28 protein-coding genes are annotated in these 26,082 nt (G+C 35.6%); 17 read left to right on the top strand and 11 right to left on the bottom strand.

The window, feature by feature from the left end:
* Positions 1-160: 160 nt before the first annotated feature.
* Positions 161-871 (bottom strand): diphthine--ammonia ligase, encoded by a 711-nt coding sequence (locus MOC86_RS15530; protein ID WP_268584967.1) that lies wholly within the window; start codon positions 869-871, stop codon positions 161-163.
* 633 nt (positions 872-1,504) lie between these two features.
* Here MOC86_RS15530 and MOC86_RS15525 point away from each other — a divergent pair.
* The gene (locus MOC86_RS15525) at positions 1,505-2,350 is read left to right on the top strand and encodes an STAS domain-containing protein (RefSeq protein WP_268584966.1); all 846 of its coding nucleotides are present in this window, start codon (positions 1,505-1,507) and stop codon (positions 2,348-2,350) included.
* A 249-nt stretch (positions 2,351-2,599) separates the two neighbouring features.
* On the opposite strand, the gene MOC86_RS15520 is transcribed toward MOC86_RS15525, so the two are convergent.
* The gene (locus tag MOC86_RS15520; RefSeq protein WP_268584965.1) at positions 2,600-3,133 is read right to left on the bottom strand and encodes an N-acetylmuramoyl-L-alanine amidase; all 534 of its coding nucleotides are present in this window, start codon (positions 3,131-3,133) and stop codon (positions 2,600-2,602) included.
* A 103-nt stretch (positions 3,134-3,236) separates the two neighbouring features.
* Positions 3,237-3,395 carry a hypothetical protein gene (locus MOC86_RS15515; RefSeq protein ID WP_268584964.1) on the bottom strand — a complete coding sequence of 53 codons (159 nt, stop codon included), beginning with the start codon at positions 3,393-3,395 and terminating at the stop codon, positions 3,237-3,239.
* Positions 3,396-3,788: 393 nt separating this feature from the next.
* Between MOC86_RS15515 and MOC86_RS15510 the strand changes: the two genes are divergently transcribed.
* The 4 genes from MOC86_RS15510 (at position 3,789) to MOC86_RS15495 (ending at position 7,126) form a co-directional block, all read left to right on the top strand.
* Positions 3,789-5,003 carry an MFS transporter gene (locus tag MOC86_RS15510; RefSeq protein ID WP_268584963.1) on the top strand — a complete coding sequence of 405 codons (1,215 nt, stop codon included), beginning with the start codon at positions 3,789-3,791 and terminating at the stop codon, positions 5,001-5,003.
* Positions 5,004-5,066: 63 nt separating this feature from the next.
* Positions 5,067-5,813 carry an alpha/beta hydrolase gene (locus MOC86_RS15505; RefSeq protein WP_268584962.1) on the top strand — a complete coding sequence of 249 codons (747 nt, stop codon included), beginning with the start codon at positions 5,067-5,069 and terminating at the stop codon, positions 5,811-5,813.
* Positions 5,814-5,914: 101 nt separating this feature from the next.
* Positions 5,915-6,235, top strand: coding sequence for an iron-sulfur cluster biosynthesis family protein (locus MOC86_RS15500; RefSeq protein WP_268584961.1), 321 nt, complete (start codon positions 5,915-5,917; stop codon positions 6,233-6,235).
* A gap of 312 nt (positions 6,236-6,547) precedes the next feature.
* A complete protein-coding gene (locus MOC86_RS15495; protein ID WP_268584960.1) occupies positions 6,548-7,126 on the top strand; it encodes a phosphatase PAP2 family protein in 579 nt (192 codons plus the stop codon).
* Positions 7,127-7,165: 39 nt separating this feature from the next.
* On the opposite strand, the gene MOC86_RS15490 is transcribed toward MOC86_RS15495, so the two are convergent.
* Positions 7,166-7,795, bottom strand: coding sequence for a YcnI family protein (locus MOC86_RS15490; RefSeq protein ID WP_268584959.1), 630 nt, complete (start codon positions 7,793-7,795; stop codon positions 7,166-7,168).
* A gap of 22 nt (positions 7,796-7,817) precedes the next feature.
* The gene (locus MOC86_RS15485; RefSeq protein WP_268584958.1) at positions 7,818-9,386 is read right to left on the bottom strand and encodes a copper resistance CopC/CopD family protein; all 1,569 of its coding nucleotides are present in this window, start codon (positions 9,384-9,386) and stop codon (positions 7,818-7,820) included.
* A 158-nt stretch (positions 9,387-9,544) separates the two neighbouring features.
* Between MOC86_RS15485 and MOC86_RS15480 the strand changes: the two genes are divergently transcribed.
* Complete coding sequence (locus MOC86_RS15480; protein ID WP_268584957.1) at positions 9,545-10,360, top strand: sensor histidine kinase; 816 nt, start codon at positions 9,545-9,547, stop codon at positions 10,358-10,360.
* A gap of 3 nt (positions 10,361-10,363) precedes the next feature.
* Positions 10,364-11,014, top strand: coding sequence for a response regulator (locus tag MOC86_RS15475; protein WP_268584956.1), 651 nt, complete (start codon positions 10,364-10,366; stop codon positions 11,012-11,014).
* 59 nt (positions 11,015-11,073) lie between these two features.
* On the opposite strand, the gene MOC86_RS15470 is transcribed toward MOC86_RS15475, so the two are convergent.
* The 5 genes from MOC86_RS15470 to MOC86_RS15450 all read right to left on the bottom strand — a co-directional run bounded on the left by MOC86_RS15470 (position 11,074) and on the right by MOC86_RS15450 (position 16,889).
* Positions 11,074-11,637: a PadR family transcriptional regulator gene (locus MOC86_RS15470; RefSeq protein WP_268584955.1), complete on the bottom strand. Its 564-nt coding sequence runs from the start codon at positions 11,635-11,637 to the stop codon at positions 11,074-11,076.
* Between the two features lie 160 nt (positions 11,638-11,797).
* Complete coding sequence (locus MOC86_RS15465; protein WP_268584954.1) at positions 11,798-13,030, bottom strand: cytochrome P450; 1,233 nt, start codon at positions 13,028-13,030, stop codon at positions 11,798-11,800.
* A 416-nt stretch (positions 13,031-13,446) separates the two neighbouring features.
* Entirely contained in the window at positions 13,447-14,751 is a 1,305-nt protein-coding gene (locus tag MOC86_RS15460) for a (Fe-S)-binding protein (protein ID WP_268584953.1), read from the bottom strand.
* Between the two features lies 1 nt (position 14,752).
* Positions 14,753-16,162, bottom strand: a complete 1,410-nt coding sequence (locus MOC86_RS15455) for an FAD-binding oxidoreductase (RefSeq protein ID WP_268584952.1) — start codon at positions 16,160-16,162, stop codon at positions 14,753-14,755.
* A 10-nt stretch (positions 16,163-16,172) separates the two neighbouring features.
* The gene (locus tag MOC86_RS15450) at positions 16,173-16,889 is read right to left on the bottom strand and encodes a FadR/GntR family transcriptional regulator (RefSeq protein WP_268584951.1); all 717 of its coding nucleotides are present in this window, start codon (positions 16,887-16,889) and stop codon (positions 16,173-16,175) included.
* A 392-nt stretch (positions 16,890-17,281) separates the two neighbouring features.
* Between MOC86_RS15450 and MOC86_RS15445 the strand changes: the two genes are divergently transcribed.
* Both MOC86_RS15445 and MOC86_RS15440 read left to right on the top strand, forming a co-directional pair.
* Positions 17,282-18,619 carry an MFS transporter gene (locus MOC86_RS15445; RefSeq protein ID WP_268584950.1) on the top strand — a complete coding sequence of 446 codons (1,338 nt, stop codon included), beginning with the start codon at positions 17,282-17,284 and terminating at the stop codon, positions 18,617-18,619.
* A gap of 448 nt (positions 18,620-19,067) precedes the next feature.
* Positions 19,068-19,265: a hypothetical protein gene (locus tag MOC86_RS15440; protein WP_268584949.1), complete on the top strand. Its 198-nt coding sequence runs from the start codon at positions 19,068-19,070 to the stop codon at positions 19,263-19,265.
* Between the two features lie 64 nt (positions 19,266-19,329).
* Here MOC86_RS15440 and MOC86_RS15435 read toward each other — a convergent pair whose 3' ends face one another.
* Positions 19,330-19,878, bottom strand: a complete 549-nt coding sequence (locus MOC86_RS15435) for a helix-turn-helix domain-containing protein (protein WP_268584948.1) — start codon at positions 19,876-19,878, stop codon at positions 19,330-19,332.
* A gap of 96 nt (positions 19,879-19,974) precedes the next feature.
* Here MOC86_RS15435 and MOC86_RS15430 point away from each other — a divergent pair, with 96 nt between their 5' ends.
* From MOC86_RS15430 to MOC86_RS15395, 8 genes are all read left to right on the top strand, one after another.
* Complete coding sequence (locus tag MOC86_RS15430) at positions 19,975-20,700, top strand: AzlC family ABC transporter permease (RefSeq protein ID WP_268584947.1); 726 nt, start codon at positions 19,975-19,977, stop codon at positions 20,698-20,700.
* A complete protein-coding gene (locus MOC86_RS15425) occupies positions 20,697-21,023 on the top strand; it encodes an AzlD domain-containing protein (RefSeq protein WP_243510318.1) in 327 nt (108 codons plus the stop codon). Before MOC86_RS15430 ends, MOC86_RS15425 begins: the two co-directional genes overlap by 4 nt.
* A 225-nt stretch (positions 21,024-21,248) precedes the next feature.
* On the top strand, positions 21,249-21,449 hold the full coding sequence (locus MOC86_RS15420) for a hypothetical protein (protein WP_268584946.1): 201 nt from the start codon (positions 21,249-21,251) through the stop codon (positions 21,447-21,449).
* Between the two features lie 143 nt (positions 21,450-21,592).
* The gene (locus tag MOC86_RS15415; RefSeq protein WP_268584945.1) at positions 21,593-22,255 is read left to right on the top strand and encodes a CAP domain-containing protein; all 663 of its coding nucleotides are present in this window, start codon (positions 21,593-21,595) and stop codon (positions 22,253-22,255) included.
* A 552-nt stretch (positions 22,256-22,807) separates the two neighbouring features.
* Positions 22,808-23,419 carry a chromate transporter gene (locus MOC86_RS15410; RefSeq protein ID WP_019395518.1) on the top strand — a complete coding sequence of 204 codons (612 nt, stop codon included), beginning with the start codon at positions 22,808-22,810 and terminating at the stop codon, positions 23,417-23,419.
* Between the two features lie 22 nt (positions 23,420-23,441).
* Positions 23,442-23,984: a chromate transporter gene (locus MOC86_RS15405; protein ID WP_040057838.1), complete on the top strand. Its 543-nt coding sequence runs from the start codon at positions 23,442-23,444 to the stop codon at positions 23,982-23,984.
* Between the two features lie 90 nt (positions 23,985-24,074).
* Positions 24,075-24,785, top strand: a complete 711-nt coding sequence (locus MOC86_RS15400) for an ABC transporter ATP-binding protein (RefSeq protein WP_268584944.1) — start codon at positions 24,075-24,077, stop codon at positions 24,783-24,785.
* The gene (locus MOC86_RS15395) at positions 24,782-25,963 is read left to right on the top strand and encodes an ABC transporter permease (RefSeq protein ID WP_268584943.1); all 1,182 of its coding nucleotides are present in this window, start codon (positions 24,782-24,784) and stop codon (positions 25,961-25,963) included. Before MOC86_RS15400 ends, MOC86_RS15395 begins: the two co-directional genes overlap by 4 nt.
* Positions 25,964-26,082: the final 119 nt, after the last annotated feature.

Raw genomic sequence — 26,082 nt, 5'->3', positions numbered from 1 at the left:
TTGTTTAACAATCAGACCATTTAATTAGAGGTAAAGTTTAATTTCAAAAGTAATTTTATCCAATAGACCGAAAACCCCAAATAGACATAACCTAAAAATTCAGAGGCGGGACCATGTAATCCTAGGTGAAAACCGTCTCTTTTTTATGCTATTTTATACTTTATAAGGTATCCATATCCGACATCTGATCTAGCTCCAAGGGCAAAAAAGCATATTCTCCGTCCTTAATAATCTCACATCTACGAACTGGAATAGGATGTTTAAAAATGGGCCCATCTATTACTGTGGTATGGAATTCTCCGCCTTCTCCGCAAGGGTCGATACCACGAACTTCAAGCTCCTTCACGTATTCATGGGTTAACATTCGTCCTAAATCATCCTCTCGCATTCCTAATGATAAATTAACAGTTACAATAATCGTTACAAATCCTAGATTTATGAACTCTTCGACAGTTTCACGATGATTCATTTCCCATAAAGGTATCCCAAGCTTTAATCCAGCATTCTTCGTAACCTTTTCATGCCAACAGCCATGGGCAGGCATATCTAGGTCTCCAGTTACTAACACTTCTGCTCCTTTATTTTTAGCTTTTTCTAAAAGGTGCATAAATACTTTTTCATAATCTGTCCAACTTGCAGCTGCAGTATATACTGTCAAACCTATAGATTTAGCTTGGGCACGTATGAGTTCCGGAGGCATTCCATGGGATCTAGAACGTTTCCCTTCTTCCTCTAGCATAACGATCAGTCCAACCGCTTCCCCAACCTTCAATGCTTTATATAGAGCTAAGACACTATCCTTTCCTCCGCTAAAAGAAGCTATAAATTTATGCCCACGAGCATTATTTTTCCAATCCTTTAATTTTGCCATTCAGATCTTTCTCCTTTGCTCTAATAACTTTTTCACGATGGCTGCCTGTTATTAGCCAATTTTATATATGAGGGTTCATAGCTCTATTTGTTTGATTTTATCACGATCGGACCTTACAGATAAGATATTATTGCACCCTGTTACAAAAAAACTTGAAAGCTAGCTAATGATGAAGAAAGGAGAAGTTTATAGGATAGTTAAATTTCACCAGATAGATTAGCATACTCATAAATGTTATTTAAATCTAAATTTGCATATTTATCCCCTACATTATTCATAATACGTTCAAGACCTCCACAATTAAATACACGCTGACTAATCATAGCATAAAGGTCTGCTATAAGAACCCCCACTCATATAAGAAGGGGTTTCCTTTCTATTAAATAAGAAAGCACCACTTCAAAATAAGAGGGTTATAGCGAGGTATAGTGTCAGCTATTCTCCACCCTATAGTGGGCTACCAAGACAAAAGTTGTACTTATATCCTTCCCGACTATTTTCATAAAAGTCCCCTTTTCCGACCGTATAGTCAACCTCTATTAGTTGTTAGGATAATAGAAAGAATATATACTGAGCTATGTGCCTAGTAAGAATTTCACTGAACAAGATATTAAAAATGAGGAGGATGTTATAATGCACAGGAATAATGAACTTTATCACTTTTTATTGGAACGGACTCACTCATTAACAGAACAATGGTATAAGTCTTTGGATAAAAAGAAGTCATCTGGTATATATGCTTCAAATGACCCTGAAGTAATCGAAATGCTCAAGAAACAAAATTATGAGTTTCATCTATGTTTTTGTAAAGTATTTGATGAATCCTGCTCGGAGGTTGAGTTCTTATCCGCTTTTGATCAATGGATTTATGCCACTTCTAAGGATGAAGGACATCAACGTACACCGATTCATCTTATGATACAAGAATTTTTCAACAATCAAGAACAGTATCTAGACTATATTCAAGAATTTGTGGAAACAAGTGAGGAAACATATTCTCTAAAAACCATTAATAAATGGAACCGTAAGATCATTGAGAATTTTAATTATGTAATTACAGCTTTCACAAAGCAAAGTTATGACTACGCTGAAGAACGTCTAAATGCTCAAAAAGAGATGATTTATGAGTTAGGTTCCCCTATCATTTCCCTTAGTGAGGATTTAGCTGTTCGTCCTCTCGTTGGTGACATTGATACAGAGCGAGCTAAGAGAATGATTGATAGTACCTTACATCAATGTGTCGAGCTAGGAGTGAAACGCCTCTTCATTGACTTATCCGGGGTGCTTATTATTGATACCATGGTTGCCTATCAAATCTTCCAATTAATTCAAGCTTTACAATTGGTAGGTGTAAATTGTACCCTGTCAGGGATGCGACCTGAAATTGCCCAAACTGCCGTCCAGATTGGAATAGATTTTGAGAACCTTTCTGTGGTTTCGGATCTCAGAACAGCCTTAACTTCTGCTAAAATTATTTAGCACTCTAAATGAGCGATTACCCTTTAAATTAAAGATTTTGTAATTATAAACAAGTTACTTTTTATAAATGGTAACATAAACTAAAAAAGCAGCAGTAAGAAAAGTTTATTTCATCTCCTTGATTTACAACTTTTTTACTGCCGTTCTCTTCATCGTAAAAAAGGCCCCTACTTCTTTTGTGAATAGGGGCCTTCTGTTCATCTTTTTATATCATATTTATATTTTTTGTATTTACAATACATAATTTTTCTACTCTTTTAATACATAATCACTCTTTAATTGATGTGTAAGGATAGAAGGTAACAAAGTAACTCCTCCAACTGTAATAGATTTATCCGACACTTTCCTTTCCCAACGTTCATCTTCGAGAAGTCCAGCTTGTCTTGCTTCACGATAAATCGTTTCTAACTGATTCATCTGGTATTCTCCAATAAATTTACTCATTTTTCTCTTTTCTTCCTCCTGTTCTTTTTGATTTATCTCGGGCTTAACAGGCTTAGTTTTTGAAGAGTGAATTGAGCTCCCAACTAATTTTAAACCTAAATACTTTGCAATCCCTCTCCCATGGGCTTCTTTTTGTCCACGATCTAATACTTGTCCAAAAGCTTTCATTGTAAGCAAAACTTCTTCATGAAGAGATTTCTGTAATTGTTTCGTTGCTCCTGTTGTGCCTGGATACGTGTAACTTTCTAATCCTGTTCCTCCTCCAGCATTGATATGAACAGAAACAAATAAATCTGCTCCCCAATTATTAGCTTTTCTAGCTCTTTCCCTTAATGACAAGAAATAGTCACCTGATCGACCTAATCCGACTTATATATCGCTATAATGAGCTTCTAAATAAGATTTAGTTTCTAGTACGATTGTAATACTAAGTCCTTTTCTTTTATTCCATAAGCTGCTGGACCTGGATCTTGGCATCCAACCACACTTTATATGTCATTTCCTTTTCCTCCTCTTCCTCATGATTCTCTTTTAATTGACTAAAACGGTCTGATAGTAATTTAGAGACTTTAATATCCAATCGACCTAAGTTTTCAATCAAGCTAATTCCCTCTTAGCATAACGGACAAATTGAACTTCGTTTCCGAGAATGATATCCAATTGTGTAGTTACAATCTTAACTTTTAGGAAGAAGTCGTCCAACTCTTCTTCAAAAACCTAAAAGTTATATAAACCGAAACAAATATGGTTAAAATGTGGTCAATTTCTACAACCAGAGCGGAAAACATTGATAACTAATATGCATCAATTTCATTTTTATAATACATTATGCATCATAGAAATTCAGTGCTAACATAGAAGTAGAAGCAAACTCGAGTATGTGTTCAGTCAGCATTTATATTGTATTTTTTTATAAAAGGGCCCTTTATTACTGAAAGGATTGTTAAAACAATGATAAATATCGTTCACACCCAAAGGTTGGTGCTAGTATAAAATGGGCTTTATTCAAAAAGGAACAGCCGTTTATCGAAAAACAAATTTTTCTTTTTTTGCGGCAGGCTTTAATACATTTGCAATTCTATACTGTATGCAGCCCCTTCTCCCACATTTCACAGAAGAATTTCATGTTACACCAGCACAGGCGAGCCTAGCGCTCTCCCTTTCAACAATCTCACTTGCTATTGGGATGTTGATATTTGGATCACTTTCAGAAGCATGGGGACGGAAACCTGTCATGGTGATCTCTATGATTGCTGCTTCTGTTATCTGTATTCTGACCCCGTTTAGTCCGGATTTTCACTGGCTGTTAATTTTGCGGACGATTGAAGGAATTTCTTTAGCTGGTCTGCCTTCAATTGCTATGGCTTACCTTGGGGAAGAAATTGAGCCGAAAAGCTTAGGTTCTGCAATGGGGCTTTATATATGCGGGAACGCAGTTGGAGCTACGTTTGGGCGCGTTATTGTTGGCTTGTTAACCGAATTTATGAGCTGGCAGTGGGCCATTTTGATTGTTGGAATCATTAGCTTTATTGCAAGTGTAATTTTTTGGAGAAACCTTCCGCAATCCAAAAACTTCATAAGCAGTCCCCTGAAACTTTCAACATTAACAGGCTCGCTTTTTCATCATTTGAAAGACCCTGGCCTTCTTTGCTTATTCGGATTAGGTTTTCTGCTACTGGGAAGTAATGTTGCCCTTTTTAACTATATTGGCTATGTATTAGTTGCACCACCTTTTTCTCTTAGTCAATCAGCGGTAAGCTGGATATTTCTTCTCCTTATTATAGGGATGTTTAGCTCTGCTATATCAGGACGGATGATTGGAAAATATGGTCGTCGTCAAACCTTAATTTTCGGATTATTTCTTCTATGCTTCGGTGCCTTTCTTACAATCAACGGACACTTAGTTGTTAAGCTTGTTGGTTTAGGATTTTCTGTATACGGCTTTTTCAGCTGTCATTCGATTGCGAGCAGCTGGGTTGGAAAGCGTGCTGCAATCAATAAAGCGCAGGCCTCGTCTCTTTATCTATTCCTCTACTATACGGGATCTAGTGTTGGAGGAACGGTAGGCGGTGTACTATGGCCTTACTTTGGTTGGGAAGGCGTTGTGGGTCTTGTACTTTGTTTCGTTCTCGGTGCCTTTCTGCTTACGTATTTTCTTATTAAAGCAGAGCAAAAAGCCGTCCATAAATCACATGAGGCTCATATTTAATAAGAAAAGGCAGACTTACACAAGTCTGCCTTTTGTAAATATATTGTTGGGGAAGTGAAAAACATGAAGCTAGTTCCACCAAAACCTTTTTTCCTTAGAAGTGGACCTCGCGCTGTCCTACTTTTACATGGATTCAAAGGCAGTACTGGCCACATCAAAAAACTAGGACGCTTTCTACAAGCTAAAGGGTATACATCATACGCTCCACTTTATAAAGGGCATGGAAAACCACCGGAGGAATTACTGAATACTTCACCAAAAGACTGGTGGGAAGATGTATTAGCAGGATATCAAACACTAAGAAGTGAAGGATATCATGAAATCGCTGTTGTAGGGTTATCGATTGGTGCTTTATTTTCTTTGATCTTAAGTACAAAACTTCACGTAAAAGGTGTTGTATCAATGTGTGCGCCTTTAGAGATTATCAGTCGAGATGTGCTACTTCAAAGTATTGTTGACTATGCCAAGCAGTATAAAAAGTTGGAAGGAAAAAGTGACAATTGTATTAATCTAGAGATAGATACCTTTAATACACAACCTGAAGATACAATAGAGTCGGTCCTCTCCTTTATAAAGCGCGTGAAGGAAGAACTTCCATATATAAACGCTTCAACTTTGGTTGTGCAAGGACGTCTTGACCAGCAGATTAACGCTGATAGTGCAAACTTGCTTTATAATAGCATCTCTTCTATACATAAAGATTTGAAGTGGTATGAGCATTCTGGTCATGTCATCACATTAGACCGTCAAAAAGAAGAACTTCATAGAGATGTTTATCAATTTTTAGAAACCCTTTCATGGACAACATAAGAATGAAGAAAAGCATTTTGCTGCTTTATCAAAGATTATATTGGGTATATAAATGCATAGACCCTTTCTTTCACAATACAGTAAGAGGAGCAGAATAAAACATGAATTTAATTGTTAAACCGTCAGCATCAGAAGCATTAAACGAAGTGTCTTTTAACGAGACAGAGGGAGTTCGTATAGAAGCGATTTTTGTAGGAAGTTGTTCTCTTTATGTAGATCATCACCTATGGATTGATGAAAAACAAACAGAAGATACAAAGGTTGAAGTGGAAGGTATTCCTTTTCTTATCTCTACTGATTCATTAAAGTATCTCCCAAAAAAGTTATATGTAGACTATAATCCTACTTTAGGATATAAGCTTTCTTCTGACGAGGAAACATTTAAATATAATCTTCGTCTAACAAGAAGAGAAAACAAGTAAGAAAATAAGATAATAAAATCCCCTCAACTATCTCTAAGTTGGGGGATTTTATTGCCTTCTTTACTGTAAATAAAACAAAACGCTTAGCTTTTTTATTTTTCATCTATAACTACCCTTATAGGAATGATTCCCTCTTATAGGTTATATAACTTAAATAAGAGAGACATTTTACTTTTTTTAAAAGAAACTGCAACAAATTTTCCTTTTTAACGTCCTTTTAAATGTTGTTTCTCTTGTTTTATATAAATATAAAAAAATGGCTTACTTGGATGCTAAACAAGAGAATGTAATAGAGATTAAAGGGGTTTTTGGATGAGTATTGGAAATTTAGATTATTCGTGGTTTGAGTGGGTGAACAGCAAAGCAGATCACAATGCGTTTTTAGATCATATTATGATTTTCTTTGCGGACTATTTGCAGTATGCTTTTGCGCTATTGCTTGTTGTTTTATTTCTTATCAACCGCAATTACTCACGCGTTATCGCAATGCAAGCTGGTTTTGCACTTGTACTCGGTTTTGCTGTCAACCGTGTGATTCGCTTCTTCTTTTTTCGAGACAGGCCGTTTGTATCACATGAGGTGAATCAATTAGTTGAACATAGCACAAGCTCCTCGTTTCCAAGCGACCATGCTACAGCTGCCTTTGCTATTGCTTTCACCATTATTTTATGCGGCTTAAGTACTCGCTACATATGGGGAATACTTGCGATTGGAATTGCCTTTTCACGAGTATGGGTAGGTGTACATTATCCACTTGATATTATGGCAGGAGCATTAAATGGAATCATTATGGCTTCTTTCACTCACTATATTATCTTTAAGCTAAAACCATTGAATCCTATTTTTGAAAGCACATTTTTTTCCGGAAGAAGTACAACGCGAAACTTCTAAAAAAAGAGACGCCCTTTCTAGGACGTCTCTTTTTTACATTTATTTTTTTACAAATGAGCGCATAAGAGCAACAGCTCCTAGGATAACAGCGATAATAGAAAGGATAAGAGGAATATTAGAAGTTGAGTTTTCTTCACTTTCCTCGTTGTCTGTGTTGTCTGTTGTTTCCTCTGTAGCAACACCATGTGCGTCTGTTGTTGTATTACCTTTTACAACTTTTGTAATGGATGCTGGTAACTCTGCATCTGCTGGTCCTTCCCAAGCAACAACAGAGCCGTCTTTATATGTTTGATACGCTTTCCAAGCAATTTTCTCCGCTGAATCGCCAACTTTACCTTGCATGCTAAACTCTCCAAACTCTGTTGCTGAAAGTCCTTCACCAGTTGCTGTCCATGTTACACTCTTAATTAATCCTGAAGAATCTTTTTCAAGCTCATACGTCCAGCCAGGCTTTGGCTCAAAGCGTGAAATTTCCACATCTTTTGGAATGTCAATTTTCACTTTTGTTGTTGGAATGTCTTTTTCAGTTGGAACACGGACTGTGAATTTTTCATATGATCCTTGTGTTACTTCTTGTGGATAAACAACAACGTGTGCACTTGCAGCTCCTACAAAAGAAATAGTTGATAGTACAAGAGCAGCTAAAATCGTCGTTACTTTTTTCTTCATCATATTATCCTTCTTTCCTATTTTAATGATCAAAAACTTGAATGTTTTTGTGAATAATAAATTCATCTAACTCTGTTGTAACCACTCTAACCGATAAATCCCACTCTCCGGCATATGGAAGTACAGCTTTACTCGTTTTGTAAGACGATGAGTCTTCTTTTTCAAGTGGAATTTCAATAGCTTCTTCTTTCCCTTTTCCTTTTGGCGTTAACGTAGCTGTTACCATTTGAATCGAAGAACCGTCTTTAGGTTGTGACGGACTAACAATAATTGCAAAGTTTCCTTGTTGCAACGTACTTGTTTTGGTTACGATGTACATTCCTTGTTGCTCTTCTTTCCATAACAATGGTTGATTTTGCGGAATTGGGTTCAAATGAGTAATAATCCCGACAATTAGCACAATTAGTGCCATTAGCGTTACATCTAAAGTAAGAAGCTTTTTCAAATTAGTTTGCTCATTTTTCTTTAATGCATTCCGGACTAATGCTCCGATGATAAGCACAACGCACACAAGCCCGACTTTTACAAGAAGTAAAATCCCCCATGTCGTATAAAAAATCACGCTAATGTTTGGTACAATCATCAACGTATATAAAATACCGGTTATGATTAGTAAAAGTAAGCTAAAAAGTGCTGTCTTTGAAAACTTCGGTATAAATAGCAGAACGTCTTCTCTATGCTTCTTAAAGAAAAGCAGAAGATATACAATCCCTCCAGCCCATAATGCAGCTGTAATGAGATGAATAAAATCAAGCATGACCGTGTAGTACGGTATGTTTGTTGCAACAGCATGACCGTTTAATGTACTAACTAAAAGAACAAGCCCTGCCCATACAAAATCAAATCCTTTGTGCTTTGAAACAAGAAAATAACCGATAAGTGCTAAAAAAAGTGAAAGAATCCAAGAAAGTCCTGTGGGAGAACTAAAGATAAACGTGCCTATTTGGGAAGCGGAGGAACCATTTAATACGTTCATCGCTTGCACTACAATGCTTAACACTAAAAAGACCATGTAGTTTAAATAAATTCCTTTGTACTTTTGACCGTAAGTCTCCTCATTTTCTTTAGTTTGAAACGGAATGAACCATTTCCACAACACCCATCCTACCGATAACAAAAGTAAAAGGTAATAACAAACTTGCACAATTGATAACAAGATGTTATAAATCGCGTCGCTTCCCTGTTGAAATCCATCACTACGGTCTGTTACAGGACCTGCTATTTTTTCCCCAACTGAGAATATGTATGTTCCTTTTACAGGGTGTCCGTCAGCTGAAATAATGGAATAGCTTAACGTGTAGATTCCTTTTGGCTGATTCGGAACGTCTAGCGAAATCGTTTTGTGATCTTCACTAATGACAGCCTTTTTCTTTGTAATAACCTCTCCTTTGTCATCTCGAACTTTAAGATCAAACACTTCTCCATCTAGTCGTTCATTAAATGTAAGCGAAACTTCATCTGGCATTTCTTTTAGCTCACTTTGCTCCTCTGGGGTTGCCTTTAAAAGAACAGCGTGTGCAGATGTTTTTAAAGGATGAAATACAAGCAGAAGCAAAAAGCATAAAAGCAGCGGTACTTTTTTGTTCATCATATTTATTGCTCCTTACCTCTTTAATACTCCTTGTTCATTATAAGAGAAAGTAAAAATTAAAATAATAACTCAAAAGAGTGATTTTGATTAAAAAATAGAGCAAACGTTACAACAAATGATAAAATATAGACACATTTGAAAAGAAACAAGGTGAGAATTTGAGTTATAAAGGAATTAAATGGCTAATTTTAATATTGCCAACGGTTGCAATTGGTCTCTGGGAATATAGTCGTCACGCTTTCTTGCTTCCCTATATTTCGATGGAGACAGGAAATATTCTTTCCCCCCTGTTTGTTTTTATGATTACAATCGTCTTTTTACGCAAGCTGTTTGCGATTTTAGAACGTATGCATGAAGAGTTAAAAACTGAGAAAGCGAAAAAAGCGGCTTTGCTTGAACGAGAAAATTTAGCACGCGAGCTTCATGACGGGATTGCTCAGTCGCTTTTTCTCTTATCTGTAAAAGTAAATAAATTTGGGCGTCATCACGGCCTTCAAGAAAATGAAGATTTCCAGAAAATCAAACAAACGCTTCAGCACGTTCACGATGATACAAGGCAATCGATTACGAATTTAAAATATGCTCCAACCCACACTACTTTTAGCTGGAAAGAACGTATTCATCAATACAAAGAAGAGCTGGAAAATCAGCACTTTATGCGCGTCCATCTTCAGTGGAAAATCAAAGAGGATACCCTTTCATCTAAAGAAAAAGTTGAGCTTTTTGCGTGTATTAAAGAAGCGGTCACAAACGTAATGAAGCATGCCAAAACAAATGAAATTTGGATACTTGCTAAAGAAACAGAAAAGGGTTGGTTTTGTTATGTAAAAGATAAAGGAACAGGCTTTACTTTCCCTATCCACGAAGGGTATGGACTTCAAATTATGAAAAATCGAGCTCGTGATATGAATTGGGAGTTTTCAATGCGACGGGAAAACGATGAAACAATTGTTGAACTAAAAAAGGAGGCGTAATAAATGGAAGAAAGATCTTTTAGAATTTTAATTGTTGATGACCATGCTCATGCAAGAGAAGGCATTCGAGATATACTTGAAGAATATGAAGACTTTTTGATTGTTGGCGAAGGTCGAAATGGGAAAGAAGCGCTTGAATTAACAGAAAAGCTAATGCCAGATATTATTTTAATGGATATTCAAATGCCTGTTATGGACGGTCTTGAAGCGACAAAAAGAATCAAGCTCCAATTCCCATATGTAAAAATTGTGATTATCACCGTTTCTGATGATATTACAGACTTGTTTAATGCCTTGAAACAAGGAGCTCAAGGCTATTTGTTGAAAAACATTCAATCTGATTCTTGGTATGAATATTTGAAAGCTTTTGCGCTCGATGAAGTGCCAATGTCAAAAGAAATTGCCTTTCAAATCTTAAAAGAATTTCCTCAAAATAAAAAGGAAGAGACAAAAGAAATTCCTTTGTCTAATCGAGAACTTGAAGTATTGCATCTTGTCGCAAAAGGCCTCTCAAACCGGGACATTTCGGAATCTCTTTTTATCTCAGAGCATACAGTAAAAAGTCACTTAAAAAACATTTTAAGCAAACTTCACCTTGAAAATAGAGTCCAGCTTACAAGCTATGCATTTCAACAAGGGCTGATGGACTCTTAATCTTGCTTGAATGTTTATACTTATCAAAAAAACGGTCCAACATATTGTTGGGCCGTTTTTTATTGTTTTTGTTTAAGAAACGCAAGAAATTTTTCAAGGCCTGCTAAGTTGAAATCTATTGTTTCATTAAAATGGTTTTTAACAAAATGATAATCTTCTTTTTCTCCATAGTCTATTTCAGTTTCCCTACTTTCCCACCATTCTGCAGCACTTTCATTTATTAACTGTTCCCTTTGTTTCTTTACTTTTTCAATTGCTTCTTGAACAAGAAACATAACAATTTGAAGATCTACATGTTTTAAAAAAAGGATGGATGAATAGACTGTTTTAATATTTGAAAAGTTTTTAAAGCTTTTATAAATATCTTCTTTTAATACTTCTCGTCCTTTATCTGTAATAGCATACATTGTTTTATCAGGACGATTTACTTCACGCACAACTTCTACTTTTTGAATAAGTTCTTTTTTTAGTAACGTATCAAATCGATAATACAATGTACCGTCTTTTATTTTAAGGTTTTCCTCATCGCTTAAATTTTTCAAGATCGTTTTCTTGATTTCATACGGATGACTGTGACCTTCACTTAGAATACCAAGTATAAAAATCTCCAGTGACAGTGACATAAAATTGCCCCACTTTCTAACAGTTTCAACAAATAATTTTTATTAATATTATTTCCATCCTAGTGTACCTTAAATTTCTTAGCGTTTCTATCATGTCAATAAACATTAGTATAGCTCAAAAAAGAGCAGCCCAAAAGAGCTGCTCCTTTTTTGTTCGTATTTACTTATATACTTTAAGGGGAAGGTGTGTTAAAGATTGACCTGTTGCTGAATCTGTTAAATTCTCTTCTAATTCAAATCCTTCTACCGGCTCAATTTTAGAAAATCTTTGCACAAATTCTTCGAGTGCAATCTGCCCTTCTAATCTTGCAAGCGGTGCACCAAGACAAAAATGCGTGCCACTTCCAAATGTTAAATGCTTTTTATTATTGGAACGATGAATATCAAGTGAAAATGGATTTTCAAATACTTCTTCATCAACGTTTGCAGCACTCATCCATGCAATCACGACATCGCCTTTCTTCAAAGGAACACCAAGCAAATCGTTATCTTGTTTTACAGTACGGTCTCTTCTTGACATATGAAAGCGATAGCGAAGCATTTCTTCTACCGTATTCGGCACTAGTTTTATATTAGTGTGCAATTCTTCATATATGGATTGATCATCATATAAAAGCGCATAAAATGTATTAGCTAACATATGACTTGTTGTTTCAATACCCGCTCCTAAAATCATCATTGTTATGCGGACAATTTCATCATCTGTAAACTTCTCGCCGTCTACTTCTGCCCGAATTAAATCCGAAATAATATCATCTGAAAGATTGAAGCGTCGTTCTGCTACGTATGGATAAAGGTACTCGTAATATTCTTTCGCAGCCTTTTGTTTTTGTGCTTCAATATCTTCTTGTTTGTTTTTATCAAACGGCTGGAAGAGAATATCAACCCATTTTTTAAATAACATTTGATCAGTATTTGAAAGACCAAACAAATCAGCCATAACTACAGCTGGTAGAGGCCCTGTCAGTACTTGAACAATGTCATTTTCACTGTTTTCCTCTATATTATCCAAAAGATTTCTAACAATTTGGCGAATACGTGGCTCCCACTCTTTCAAACTTCGCGGTGTGAAAGCTGCAGATAGCAATGATCGACTTTTACGATGTGCTGGAGGATCTACATTTGTGAGCTGTACTTTATCAGGAGTTTGACCTTCTTTACTTTTGGCGCCAACAGAAATTGTTGTTCGTTCTCCTTCACTTGAGAAGAATTTATAGTTGCTCAGCACTTCTTTTACATGTTTATATTTAAAAACGTTCCATGTGTTGGTTTCCTCGTGAAAATAGACAGGATCTTTTTCAAGCTTTTCCTTATACCAATTAATTGGAAAGAATTCATCTGATCGTTTCTTAGCCTTCATAATCTCTTTAAGTGCAATAACTTCTTTTTCCATAAAAATCTCCCTTCACATTTTAATAGTAGGATTTTTTTCATTTAAAGACTCTTCACTTTTGATAATAAGAAAAGATTTATAGTTCACTCATTATATAGTACTCTAATTAGAGTACTTTACTAAGGTAATGATACTTGAATTATTTGATTTTTGTCAAATAACTGCTTACTCGTTTATTATTAATTATATAAGGCTGTTATTTTGAACTTTGCTCATAAAAAAGGCCTAGCAATCATTTTTAGATTAGTTGCTAGGCCTAATTCTTTTATAAGATTCTAGTAGTTTTTATTACTTCCTTTATAACTATACATAGAGAGATGTACTCCTCTTTGCCTTGAATATGAGTCAAGAGAAAAAGTTCTGTTAAAGTTTTTACCCTAAAACCAAATAAGCTTTATAAAGATTTTCGATCAGATTTATGAAATTCCTGTCGCATCTGCCAAATACTCAATAAGATGAAGAACTTTAACAGACGAAGATAAGTTCTCTCGTTCAATTCCTATTTTCATCTGTATTAGGCATCCTGGGTTAGTAGTTATAATAACTGAAGCTTTAGTTTCCTTCATATGCTTCATCTTTTCATTTAATATTTCCATAGATTCATCGTAGTTCACAATATTATATATTCCCGCTGAACCACAACACATATCGGCATCCTTCATCTCCACAAACTCTACGCCTGGTATACTTTTTATAAGCTCTACCGGTTCGTTAGTTACCTTTTGTACATTTGTCATATGACACGATCTTTGATATGTGACTCTTTCATCATTTCTAGGGGGGGAATTTCGTAAACCTCCACATAAGACAAGAATTTGGCTAATATCTTTTGATTTTGAAGAAAAATCTTCAGCCTTCTCTGACCACTCAGGTTCCGCTTTAAGAAGATGACCGTATTCATAAAGCATCGCCCCGCATCCCCCTGAATTGTTGACAATATAATCCGCTTTTATTTCTTCAAAAGCCGCAATATTCTTTTTGGCAAGTTCTTTTGCATCATCCATTTCACCTGAGTGTGCATGTAAAGCACCACAGCAGGTTTGCTTTTCAACAATATATACATCACATCCGACTTCAGCCAACAATTGAATCGATAATTCATTAATTTTACGAAACATCGCATCCATGATACAGCCTGTAAAAAATGCTACTGTATATTTGCGTTCTCCCTTTGCTTTCACAAATGAACTAAAATGAGAGCGTTGTTTAGGTGAAATAGCCTTAGGCATAATTGTTTCGAACTCCCCTAAATGGAAAGGCAACTTCTTCAAGAGATTTGATTTTCTCATTACCTTTTGTAACCCTGTTTTTTCATACAGCCAATAGGAGTTACCTGTAAGCCCCATCATATATTTGCTTGGAAATACTTTTTTAAACATCGTATTCCGAACAAGTCTAACAGGAGAAGAGAAGGTTTTTCTCTTCACTAATGCCGCTCTTGCCGCTTCAAGAATAGATCCATATTCCACCCCTGTTGGACAAGCCGTTTCACACGCTCTGCATCCTAAACATAGATTAAGAGGTTCTTCTAGAACTGATAAATCTTTTATTTTACCTTCCCCAACCATTTTCACTAGATTAATTCTACCGCGCGGGGAATGTGTTTCTTTCCCCATACTCATATAAGTAGGACATACAGGAAGACAGTAACCGCATTGAACACACTTATTTGTTTTATCATAGTGAAGCTCTTGCCTTAATTGCTCAATTGTACGGTTCATACTATTTCAACTCCAGTTTCTGTCCAGGTTCAGGAAAAATCTTACCCGGATTCATAATGTCATTAGGATCCCATGCTTTTTTTATTCTTTTCATCATATCCAATCCAATTTGTCCAAGCTCCATTTCCATAAAAGGAGCTTTCATAGTGCCAATCCCATGTTCACCTGACAACGTTCCCCCTAGCTCTACTGCTGCTGTAAAAATTTCAGCTACGGCCTTTTCTACTCTAGTCATCTCTTCTAAGTCATTTTTATCACAAATAATATTAGGATGAAGATTCCCATCTCCTGCATGGCCAAAGACAACTAGATTCACATTATATTTCTTCTTAATCTGTTGCAGTCTTTCACACATTTCAGGGATTTTACTTCTCGGTACTGTAGCATCTTCAGAGATTTTGGTAGGCTTAATTCTTACAATAGCTGGTGATACTAACTTCCTCGCCTTCCATATTTCCTCCTTTTCCAAACTATTCTGTGGAATGATCACCTTATTTGCACCAACAGAATGGCATAAACATTCAACGCTTTGAACTTCTTCCTTCAAAGCCAATGGATGCCCATCAAGTTCTATTAATATTATGGCCTCGGCATCTGTTGGAAGACCCATTGGCTGATAGTTTTCAACGGCGACTATAGAGGCCTGGTCCATTAGTTCCATTTTAGAAGGCAAAATACCAGAAGAAAGAATTTTAGAGATTGCCTTTCCTGCATCAACTAGAGTTGAAAAGATTGCCATGAGAGCTGCTGTGCCTAACGGCTTAGGAAGAAGGCGAAGAGTTGCTTTCGTAATAATTCCCAATGTCCCTTCAGAACCTACTATAAGCTTTGTTAAATCATAACCTGTTACATTTTTTACGGTTTTTCCACCAATTTGAATGATTTCTCCTTCTGGTGTTATGACTTCAAGACCGATTACATAGTCTTTTGTTACACCGTATTTTAACCCTCGAGGTCCCCCTGAATTTTCAGCTAAATTGCCCCCAATTGTCGACACATGTGAGCTACTTGGATCAGGTGGGTACATCAATCCCTTCTCTTCAGCAGCTTTATGAATAGAAGCAGTAAGGACTCCAGGGGAAACTACTGCAACAAGATCCTCTTCATAGATTTCTAATACATTATCCATCACTGATAGATCAATTACGATGCCTCCTTGTAATGGAAGTGGCCCTCCACTTAAAGAAGTAGATTGCCCTCTTGGATAAATGGGGATATTCTCACGATTAGCAAATTTAACAAGCATTGCGAGCTCCTGAACACTTTTTGTTTGGATGACTGCATCAGGAAGATAGGTTCCAAATGATGCGTCAAATGCATAACTGTAACGATCACTTTCGTCTAATAGTACTCTGCCTGTCTTTACAATTTTCTTCATCTCAATAATATGGTCAGGGATAAGCGCTTTCATTTTTTCCCTCCTAATCAGTCTCAACTACAAAGTTCTTGATGAATAGACCTAATTTTTTCTCTGCATTTCTTAAATGAATGAGACATTGAACTCTTGCAAGCTCTGGTTCTTCAAGTTCTATTGCTTCTACTATACGTTGATGCTCTCTATACACACTTCTTCTTTTGTGCTCTAACTCCGTGTTAGGCTGAAGTGTGATTTTTAAGGCTTTTTCATACAGTATAGAAAGGTTTTCAATTGTTTGAATCATAACTGGATTATGGGTTGCCATAACAATAGACCTGTGAAACTCTATATCTGCTTCCATTCCGCTTTTCCCTTCTGCTACAGATTCTTTTTCAAGACGACCCAAGATCTCTTTCATTCTTTCAAGTTGCTCTGGTGTTCGTCTTGTCGCAGCTAAAAAGGCAGACTCGGGTTCTAAAGCTTTTCTCATTTCAAATAAAAATTTTATATTCTCCATATCCTCATTTTCAATTTTGATCCCCTGAAGGAGGGCTTTGCTTGTTGCTTCCTCAACATAACTCCCTCCTCCCTGTTTAGAACTTATCACCCCTGACGCACGGAGAACACTTAAAGCTTCTCTAATAGGTACACGACTTACCCCAAATTGAGCAGCTAATTCCATTTCTGTTGGCAGTTTTGTTCCAGGAGAATATTTTCCTTCTTCTATCAGCTGTAACAATTCCCTTGAAATAATTTGCGAGATTTTTTCCTTTTTTGGCATAAAAGTCTACCTTTCCATCACTAAATATTTTTTCAACTTGTTACTATTATATAAATTTGTAACACAAATTTCTAGTTAATAATTCTGAAAATTATTTATTTTTTTGATTTACAACGATAATAACTGCCTTTATAATAAAAAAATACAAATCAAAACAATACACCAACCGAATTTGTATTACAAATATTATTTTATTAAGGATATTTATATTTTGGGATATAAGCGTACATATCATCACTTTATACTTATCCTTTTTATATAAATCTACTTTTTGAAAGCCCTTACAATGATATCTCATTTAAATTGAGGGCGGATGGTAATTTAGTTAATTCCGATAATGTAGTAAAAAGTCTGATGGCTTGATCATTATTTTCAAACTAGGAGGAAAAAGCATGAGTGAACAAAATGGAACTTCTATAGAAAAACGTACTATAAAGAAAGTGACAAGACGTATTGTTCCTTTTATCTTTATACTTTATATTGTTTCCTATTTAGATCGTGCAAACATTGGCTATGCTGCTTTAGATATGAATGAGGAACTTGGTATATCTAGTGAAGTCTTTGGATTCATTTCTGGAATTTTCTTTATAGGTTACTTCTTATTTGAAGTACCGAGTAATATTTTACTCCAACGTTATGGATCAAGAGTATGGATCACACGTATTCTCATTACTTGGGGAGCAGTATCAGTTGCAACAGCTTTTGCACAAGATGCTTTTCATCTTTATATTATTCGCTTCTTACTTGGGATCGCTGAAGCCGGCTTTTTTCCAGGGATTATTCTTTATTTAAACTCATGGTTTAGAAAAAAAGAACTCGCCACTACAATTGCTATGTTTATGACCGCTATTCCCGTATCTTATATTATCGGTGGTCCATTATCAACATGGATTATGGATAACATTGGATGGTTTGGTATTTCAGGCTGGCGTTGGATGTTCATTTTAGAAGGTGCTCCAGCCGTTATTTTAGGAATTATCACATTTTTCTATTTGACTAATAAACCCGAAGAAGCTAAATGGCTTTCAAAGGAAGAGAAAACGTGGCTTATTGAAGAACTTCGTAAGGATAGAAAAGAGACTATAGGAAAGAAAGGGATACAAGACAAAGATCATAAAAAAGCATTAACGGACAAAAAGGTTTGGCATTTAGCCATCATTTACTTTGTCTATATTTCAGGAAGCCTTGGTGTAGGTTATTGGATGCCTCAAATTATTAAAGAGTTATCAAGCTTTCTAAGTAATACTCAAATTGGCTTGATATCAACTATTCCTTTTATTGTGGCTACAATTGCTATGAATTACTGGGCAGTTCGCTCTGATCGCACTGGAGAAAGAAAAATGCATTCAGCTATTCCACTCATGATTGGAGCTCTCGCTCTAATAGGAGCTGGATTGACAAGCAACCCCTTTATTTCAATGTTATTTATTACCCTTTCTCTCGCTGGAATGTACTGTTTCAAAGGACCGTTCTTTGCATTACCATCAATGTTATTAGCTCCTTCAACAACAGTTGTAGGAATTGCTGTAATTAACTCAATTGGAAATCTGGGCGGTTTTCTCGGGCCCTATGCAATAGGGATTCTTAAGGAATCAACGGGCTCTACTGGTGATGGTTTAATATTTCTTAGCGTGATGCTTCTTATTGGCTTTATATTAGTATTGCTTATAAGACAGGACAGTAGCCACACAAAAACAATCAGCAAAAAAGGAATGAAAACAACACTCTAATTAAGCTGGTACTCAGCTCAATCTGAATTTGCTAAAGGGTAAGATTTCATACCTTCAGTTAAATAAATTTTCCTTTTTAGCATCTATTTTTCATATTTGCATTGTTCAATAATAAAGCGCCATTAGGGGACAGATAATAAAAGATCAACATAAACATGATCAATATGTTGATCTTTTATTTATTATTCAAAGAAAATATAAAACCCCCTATATAACACATTAGAACAAAAAGATTGCTAATAAAAGTCACTCTTCTCATGCTCCAATAGAAGAGTGACTTTTTATTTTTCTGTTCTTTAGAGGAAGAACGAAGCTTTAGAAGAGCTCCAAACACTATCACAATTAGAAATATATGTTAAAATGTAATTATCTTGAAGCTCATTCATTCTATTGTCTTTATCATTTAACTTCCCTGAGCTTTATGCTCTAATAAGGAAGGAGGAATAGAATGAAAAAGAAGCTAACATTTGCTTGGATTGCCTCCCTGTTTGCTCTCTTTGGGCAATTACTCTATTTTATAGGAGTCTCAGCATTTACAGGAGAATGGGGTTATGCGATGTGGAGCGCTATGGTTAGTATGGTGATCGGAGTACCAAGTATGCTAAGAACGTGGAAGCAGCACAAAATGCAACATCTAAAAGAATAAACAAACAAGCGGCCTGCTCATAAGGCCGCTTGTTTGTTTTATGTAAAACGGGTTAAAAGCGTTGTTATTCTGAATAATACATCAGTAAAAAGAAGCTTGCAGGTTGTGCTGATGTATTCATATAACTATGAGAAAGGTTTCCCATAAAGTTAAGCGCATCCCCTGATGAAAGCAGATGCTCTTCATCTTGGAACTTTATCGTAAGCTCTCCTTCTTTCATTAATAAGTACTCTTCTCCTAAGTGTGTTTTTGCTTCATGAACACAGCCAGACTCAAGGGTTACAATATAAATTTCAAATTTTTTCTCAGGATGATAAGGAAAAAACGGATACACGCGGTATTTTTCTTCGTCATCTGTGATCGCATTTAAATCTTCTATATGCACTTTTCGAACATCTGGCTTGTCCTCTTTAATAAATTCTGAAAACGAAATATTAAGACCGTTCGCAATCTTCCACAGGGTTGTAACGGTTGGACTTGATTTCCCTTTCTCAATTTGAGCAAGCATTGCTTTGCTGACACCTGTGAATTCTGAAACGTGGTCAAGTGACAAGCCGCGCTGCTTTCTAAATTTCATAAGGTTGTTTCCGATAATATGCTGAATTTCTTCCATTAGAAATCTCCTTTACGGTGATTTTAATTTATTATAACATAGCGTTGTTCAATATGATAAATATATGTATAATATAATATACAAGGAGGCGATAATTTGATTGCTGAAAAAGCTGCAAGTCATAAAGAGAGTCACGCTCCCACCTTTTCGCAAGGCGTGAAAGATTGTATTCCAACTCTCTTAGGCTACATAAGTATTGGATTAGCTGCAGGTGTTGTTGGTGTTGCATCGCATTTGAGCGTTATGGAAGTTGCCCTTCTGTCTCTACTCGTTTATGCAGGAGCTGCTCAATTTGTTATTTGCGCTTTACTTGCTTCACATAGTTCTATCTCTGCTATTATTTTAACAACTTTTATTATTAATTTACGACATCTTCTTTTAAGTGCGACGCTTGCTCCACACTTCTCTCAACATTCTTTATTAAAAAACATAGGAATTGGAATGCTTGTAACAGATGAGTCATTTGGTGTTGCTTCAAGCAAGATCGCAAAAAATGAAAAGCTAACAGATCGTTGGATGAATGGACTAAATATAACAGCTTATGTCTTTTGGATTTTATCATGCACTGTTGGAGCTCTATTTGGCAACTTAATTTCAAATCCCGAAAAGTTCGGGCTTGATTTTGCCTTACCAGCGATGTTCATCGCGCTGCTTGTCTTGCAGCTTGAAAGTATTATCCCTGAAAAAGTAAAACATTATTTACGATTGATGATTTACATGGTTATTGCGATGATTGTTCTTTCCTTTTTTGTTCCTTCGCATGTAGCCGTTATTCTTTCTACGGTTATTGTAGCAACGATCGGGGTGGTGAGTGATAAATGAATGTAAACAGCACAACACTTCTTATTATTTTAGGATGTGCCATTGTTACCGTTATTCCCCGCGTTCTTCCGTTTATTATAGTGCGGAACGTTGCGCTGCCACAACCCGTATTAAAATGGCTCTCTTATGTGCCAATTTGTATTCTGACAGCGCTTGTTGTTGAAAATTTTATCATTCACACAGAACAAGGGTTAAAAATAGACTGGACCGTGATTTCCGTCATTATTCCAACCGCTCTTATTGCCATTTGGACAAAAAGCTTATCATTGACTGTTATTGTTGGTGTTTTGCTTATGGCAGGAATCCGCTACTTTATATTTTAATATATACGATAAAAAGTCTACAAAGATAGTTTGTAGACTTTTTATCTTTGTAAAAGTTAGAAATCACCCTTGCCTCATTTCCCCCATTTTTTCTCCCTATTTCCATTTTTATAAGTAGAGATATAATAATTTCCAACAATTCTTTTTTCATAGTTACAAAGTTACATAAAATGGTATAATATCTCTTATCATATCCCACTATTTCACCTAGGAGGCAAATTATTAATGAAGAAAAAACAACTCTATTTTTCTATTAGCAGTTCTCTTTTAATCTTAGGAGCGGGGCTCTTCTTATTCTTACAAATGAAAGAACAGCATGAGGAAAATAAACGAATTGGACAAGCATGTCTTAATCAAGAAGGTACTGTTATAATGGAACGAGAAGCATTCTTTCTTATGTCTAAAACATCATGTGAGACACATTAACAAGTCAGATCTTTTAACCTATTAAAATGTACCTATTCGAATTCAAAGTACCAATCTTGGAAGGATTTACACCTAGCTTTCCCTCTTTAGCCACGCTATTGTATTAACGAGATTACAATATACATAGCTAAGGAGAGAGCTTAATGAAAAAAACGATTATTGCATCTGCTTTGGCCCTGTCTATTGCAGGCGGAGCTGCAGCAACAAGTACAAGTGCCATGACAATGTATAAGGAACCACCTTTTGAAGCATATAAAGTAGACAAAGGAGACACTTTCTACTTTATCGCGAAACGTTATGGCTTAGATTATAAAGAGTTAATGAAATTAAACCCAAACGTTGATCCATATAACATGAAAGTTGGTTCTATTCTTCGTTTAAAACCTGAAAATCAAAGCACAACTACACCAACTTCTTCTCAATCAAGCTTAAGTGCCTATGAACAAGAAGTTGTAAAACTTGTAAATGCAGAACGTGCAAAAGCTGGTTTACAACCACTTCAAGTTGATAACGAAGTTGCAAAAACAGCTCGTCTTAAATCACAAGATATGCATGACAACCACTATTTCGATCATAATTCTCCTACATATGGTTCACCATTCGATATGATGAAGCAGTTTGGAATTACATATAAAGCAGCTGGAGAAAATATTGCTCAAGGTCAGCAAACACCTGCTGAAGTAATGAAAGCTTGGATGAATAGCCCTGGTCATAAAGCAAATATTTTAAGCAGTAAATATACTCACATTGGTGTTGGATATGTAAAAGACGGAAACTACTGGACACAGCAGTTTATCGGAAAATAAAAAAGAGGCCTTCTAACGTAGAAGGCCTCTTTTTTATGTCATAAACTCAGTATTCAGAAAAGTTGGCTATCCTTTCAAAAGAAAAAGCCAAATTCGTATGTAATCAAGAGAAATTTCGCGAAAACTTAAGAAAAATAGAGTATACCCCTCAAAACCCCTTTATGTTTTCGCTTTCATAGAAAATGTACCCGTTTTCACCCTCTTTGTCAAAAGCAAGGGTTATGTTCGATAATAATAAAAGGTTATTTCGTAAAGGAGATCGGTATCATGAAAAAATGCATCTCACTATTTGAAATGTTAAAAATGACTTATAAACAATCTATGACAAGCTACGGCGAAGCAATCATTAAAGTAAAAGCTAAATAAACTTCTTTGTTTATTCACTATACCCTATTTTGCTGAAAACTTAACTTCTAAATTTTAGATATCATATAGGACTCCAACTCGGATGTCCTATTTTTTTATGTATATTTGTCTCTCTTGTAGTTGACAGTGTTATAATAGGAAAGAAATTATGATTTACATACTCTTTGCTAGGAAAGAAGGACACTTATGAAAGAAGAATGGAAAAAGCTTTTTCACATCTTTTGGGCATTTTTAAAGATTAGTCCTGTTACATTTGGTGGCGGATATGCAATGATCCCGCTTATCGAAAAAGAGATTGTTGAAAAGCGAAAATGGTTAAAAAAAGAAGAAGTAACAGACGTTCTTGCCCTTTCACAATCTGTGCCTGGGGCTGTTGCTGTGAATTCAGCTACTTTTATTGGGCAAAGAGTTGGCGGTGTAAAAGGGCTAATTGCTGCTGCTCTTGGCGTTTCCTTACCAACGTTCGGAATTATTCTTGCACTTGGAATTTTATATATTTTCATTCAAGACAATCCAAAAGTAGAAGCTGCTTTTATGGCTATTCGCGCTTCCGTTGTAGCACTTATCTTATACGCGGCCATAAAAGTGAGCAGAACAGCCCTTTTAGACAAAACAACCATTGCCATTTTTATCGTAGGGATTCCCCTTTTATTTCTGTTTCATCCTATCTTAATTATTCTTTTAGGCGGCATTATAGGCATTGCTGTTGTTTCTATTAAAAAACGTCTTGGTTATACCGTCACGTTCGAAAAAGAAGAAGAGGATGAAGAAGATAAATACTGGCACTATATGATTTAACTTGCAGGAAGGGGAAAAATCTGTGCTGTTATGGCAGCTTTTTAAAACATTTTTTATTATTGGTTTAGTTTCTTTTGGAGGTGGATATGCCATTATTCCCGTTATTCAAACCGAAGTATTAAGACACGAATGGATGACGCCTCAACAATTCACAGACATGATTGCAATCGCCGGTATGTCTCCTGGTCCGATTGCCACAAATAGCGCTGTTCTTGTAGGATACTCGATGGCAAATTTACAAGGAGCGGTGGTTTCTGCACTTGGAATTCTTCTTCCTTCCGTCATTCTGGTTCTTATTATCGCTTTAGCGTTTCAAAAACTCCATCATCATCCCATCGTAAAATCAGTATTCTATGGCCTTCGCCCTATTGTGGTTAGCTTAATTATTTATTCAGCAATCAAATTTGCTGTTTCAAACGGCCTTGTTAGTCTAGATGCTTCCTTTCATACGATAAGCTTAATCGTGATTTGTGGGTTATCTCTATTTGCGCTTTTAAAATTGCGCTGGAATCCAGTTTACGTAATTATTTTATCAGGGCTTGTAGGCATCGCCCTTTATTCATAAAAAAGAGACTTCATGATGAAGTCTCTTTTTTATAACCTGATAAAGTATTTTTGTTATAATAATGTTAAAAAGGAAATGAAAGGATTTTTTATGATTTCTGTAAATATTGAAAAAGCGGGTTATGTACGAAATCAAGAAATTATTTCTAATGTCCATTTCACGATTGGAAAAGGACAACTTATAGGACTTATTGGATCAAATGGAGCGGGGAAAAGTACAACAATTAAATCTATCATTGGTACAATTCCCTTCTTAAAAGGAAAGATTACTAAAACAGAAAAGGAAATTCAAACGTATGTACCTGAACATCCTTCTTTTTATCATTATTTAACACTAAGGGAACATATTCGCTTAAAAGCCTCCCTCCACCACATTCCTAAAGAAGTTTATAAAAAAAGAGCACAGGATCTTCTTTCTCTTTTCAATTTAGACACAAAGCTTGATCATTTTCCAATTCACTTTTCAAAAGGAATGAAACAAAAAGCAATGCTGCTTTTCTCCTTTATAACAGAAGCTGACTTCTTTATCATTGATGAACCTTTTATTGGACTTGATCCAAAAGCAACAAAAGATTTACTTCACCTCATTGAAAAGGAACGAAAAAGAGGAGCCTGTATTCTAATGTGTACACATGTGTTGGATACAGCTGAACGCTACTGTGACTCTTTTGTACTTCTCCACGAAGGAAAAATACTTTCACAAGGGAATCTTGAAGAGATTAGACAAAAAGCGGGGTTACCTTCCAAACCACTTCTTGAATGCTTTTACAAACTTCAAGAAAGCGAGGAAACCCTAAATTGAATGCTTTGGCTCTTTTTAGACGCAAACTACATGAAACGATGCGCTATTATACGTCTATTATAAAAACGGTTGCTGATTGGACTGTTTGGTTATACGTCTTCATTCCTGGAATGTTATTTCTCGTCGTTTTCTATCTGTATTACTTAGGAAATACGTCTCCTTCCTTTATTCACTTTATGGAGAGGTATCTGTTTTTTGTTTTCTTCTTGTATCTTTTATGGGGGAAAATACGCACTTTCCTAGAGAAACCAGATGAAGTATTTTCAACTCTCAACAAACCATTTATAAAAAAGATTGTTAGTTTTGGAGTCTTATATTCAAGTGGAAAGATTATCGTTACTAACTTTCTTCTCTTTGCGCTTCTCTACCCTTTTTTACGTGATCTTTCCTATTCACTTTCTCTCTCTGCTTATATTATAACAGGTACGATTTTACAACTTTTCCGTTCGCTTTGTTTTTACATGATTGAAACGAGAAGATGGCGATATACTGTGCAATGTTTAGTAAAACTCTCCATAGTTTTTGTTATTGCATTAGCTCTATACAGCATTCTTTACATACATAGCCTATCTCCTTATATTTGGGGATTTGGCAGTTTATTTGTTATATTGCTTATTATTGTAGAAGTGAATGAACCCTTTTCCATTGACAAAGAGATTGAAAGAGAATTGTCAAGCAGCAATCGCCTTCGGGAAATCATTCTTCAGCAAGCAGATGCGCTTGATTATAAATCAAAGCCAAATCGTTTATTTAAAGAAAAGTATTTATTTAGAAATGAAACAATAGAAAATACAATTGTTGATTCTTTTATTAAAACAACGGTTCGAAATTCCAAAACGTTGCGAATGATTGCACAGATTGCGTTGTATTCACTTATCGCCATTATCGTTATTTCGAATACGTTGATGAAAGAAATTTCCTTACTGTTTGTCTTGTTTCTTTTCAAACAGGTTATGAATAATGAATGGCGTTTATTTATTCAATCTTTAAAAGATCAACCGCTACTCAGTATACAAAAAGTTCATAAACTAGCCCTAAAAGTTACCGTAATCCCATATTTCTTTGTGCTCGTTGCTTTTGGAACAGCAACAGTTCTTTTTTATTCTCTCAAAGAAGCCATCCTGTTCCTCATTGGAAACGGCATTTTATTTTTTCTTGCTAAAAGAAAATATTTTTAAGAAAAAACGCTTATTCTTTTTAGTTCATTTGCCCCGTTTATACAAGTCCGACTGTTCAACGTGGCTATGTTTCGGTATAATAGTTATGGAAATTTTAGTTATACATCATATTATAAAAA

Origin of the sequence: Priestia endophytica (genome assembly GCF_026790145.1) — a bacterium.
GTDB lineage: Bacteria > Bacillota > Bacilli > Bacillales > Bacillaceae_H > Bacillus_I > Bacillus_I endophytica_A.
This window is presented reverse-complemented; position numbering and strand designations above follow the sequence as displayed.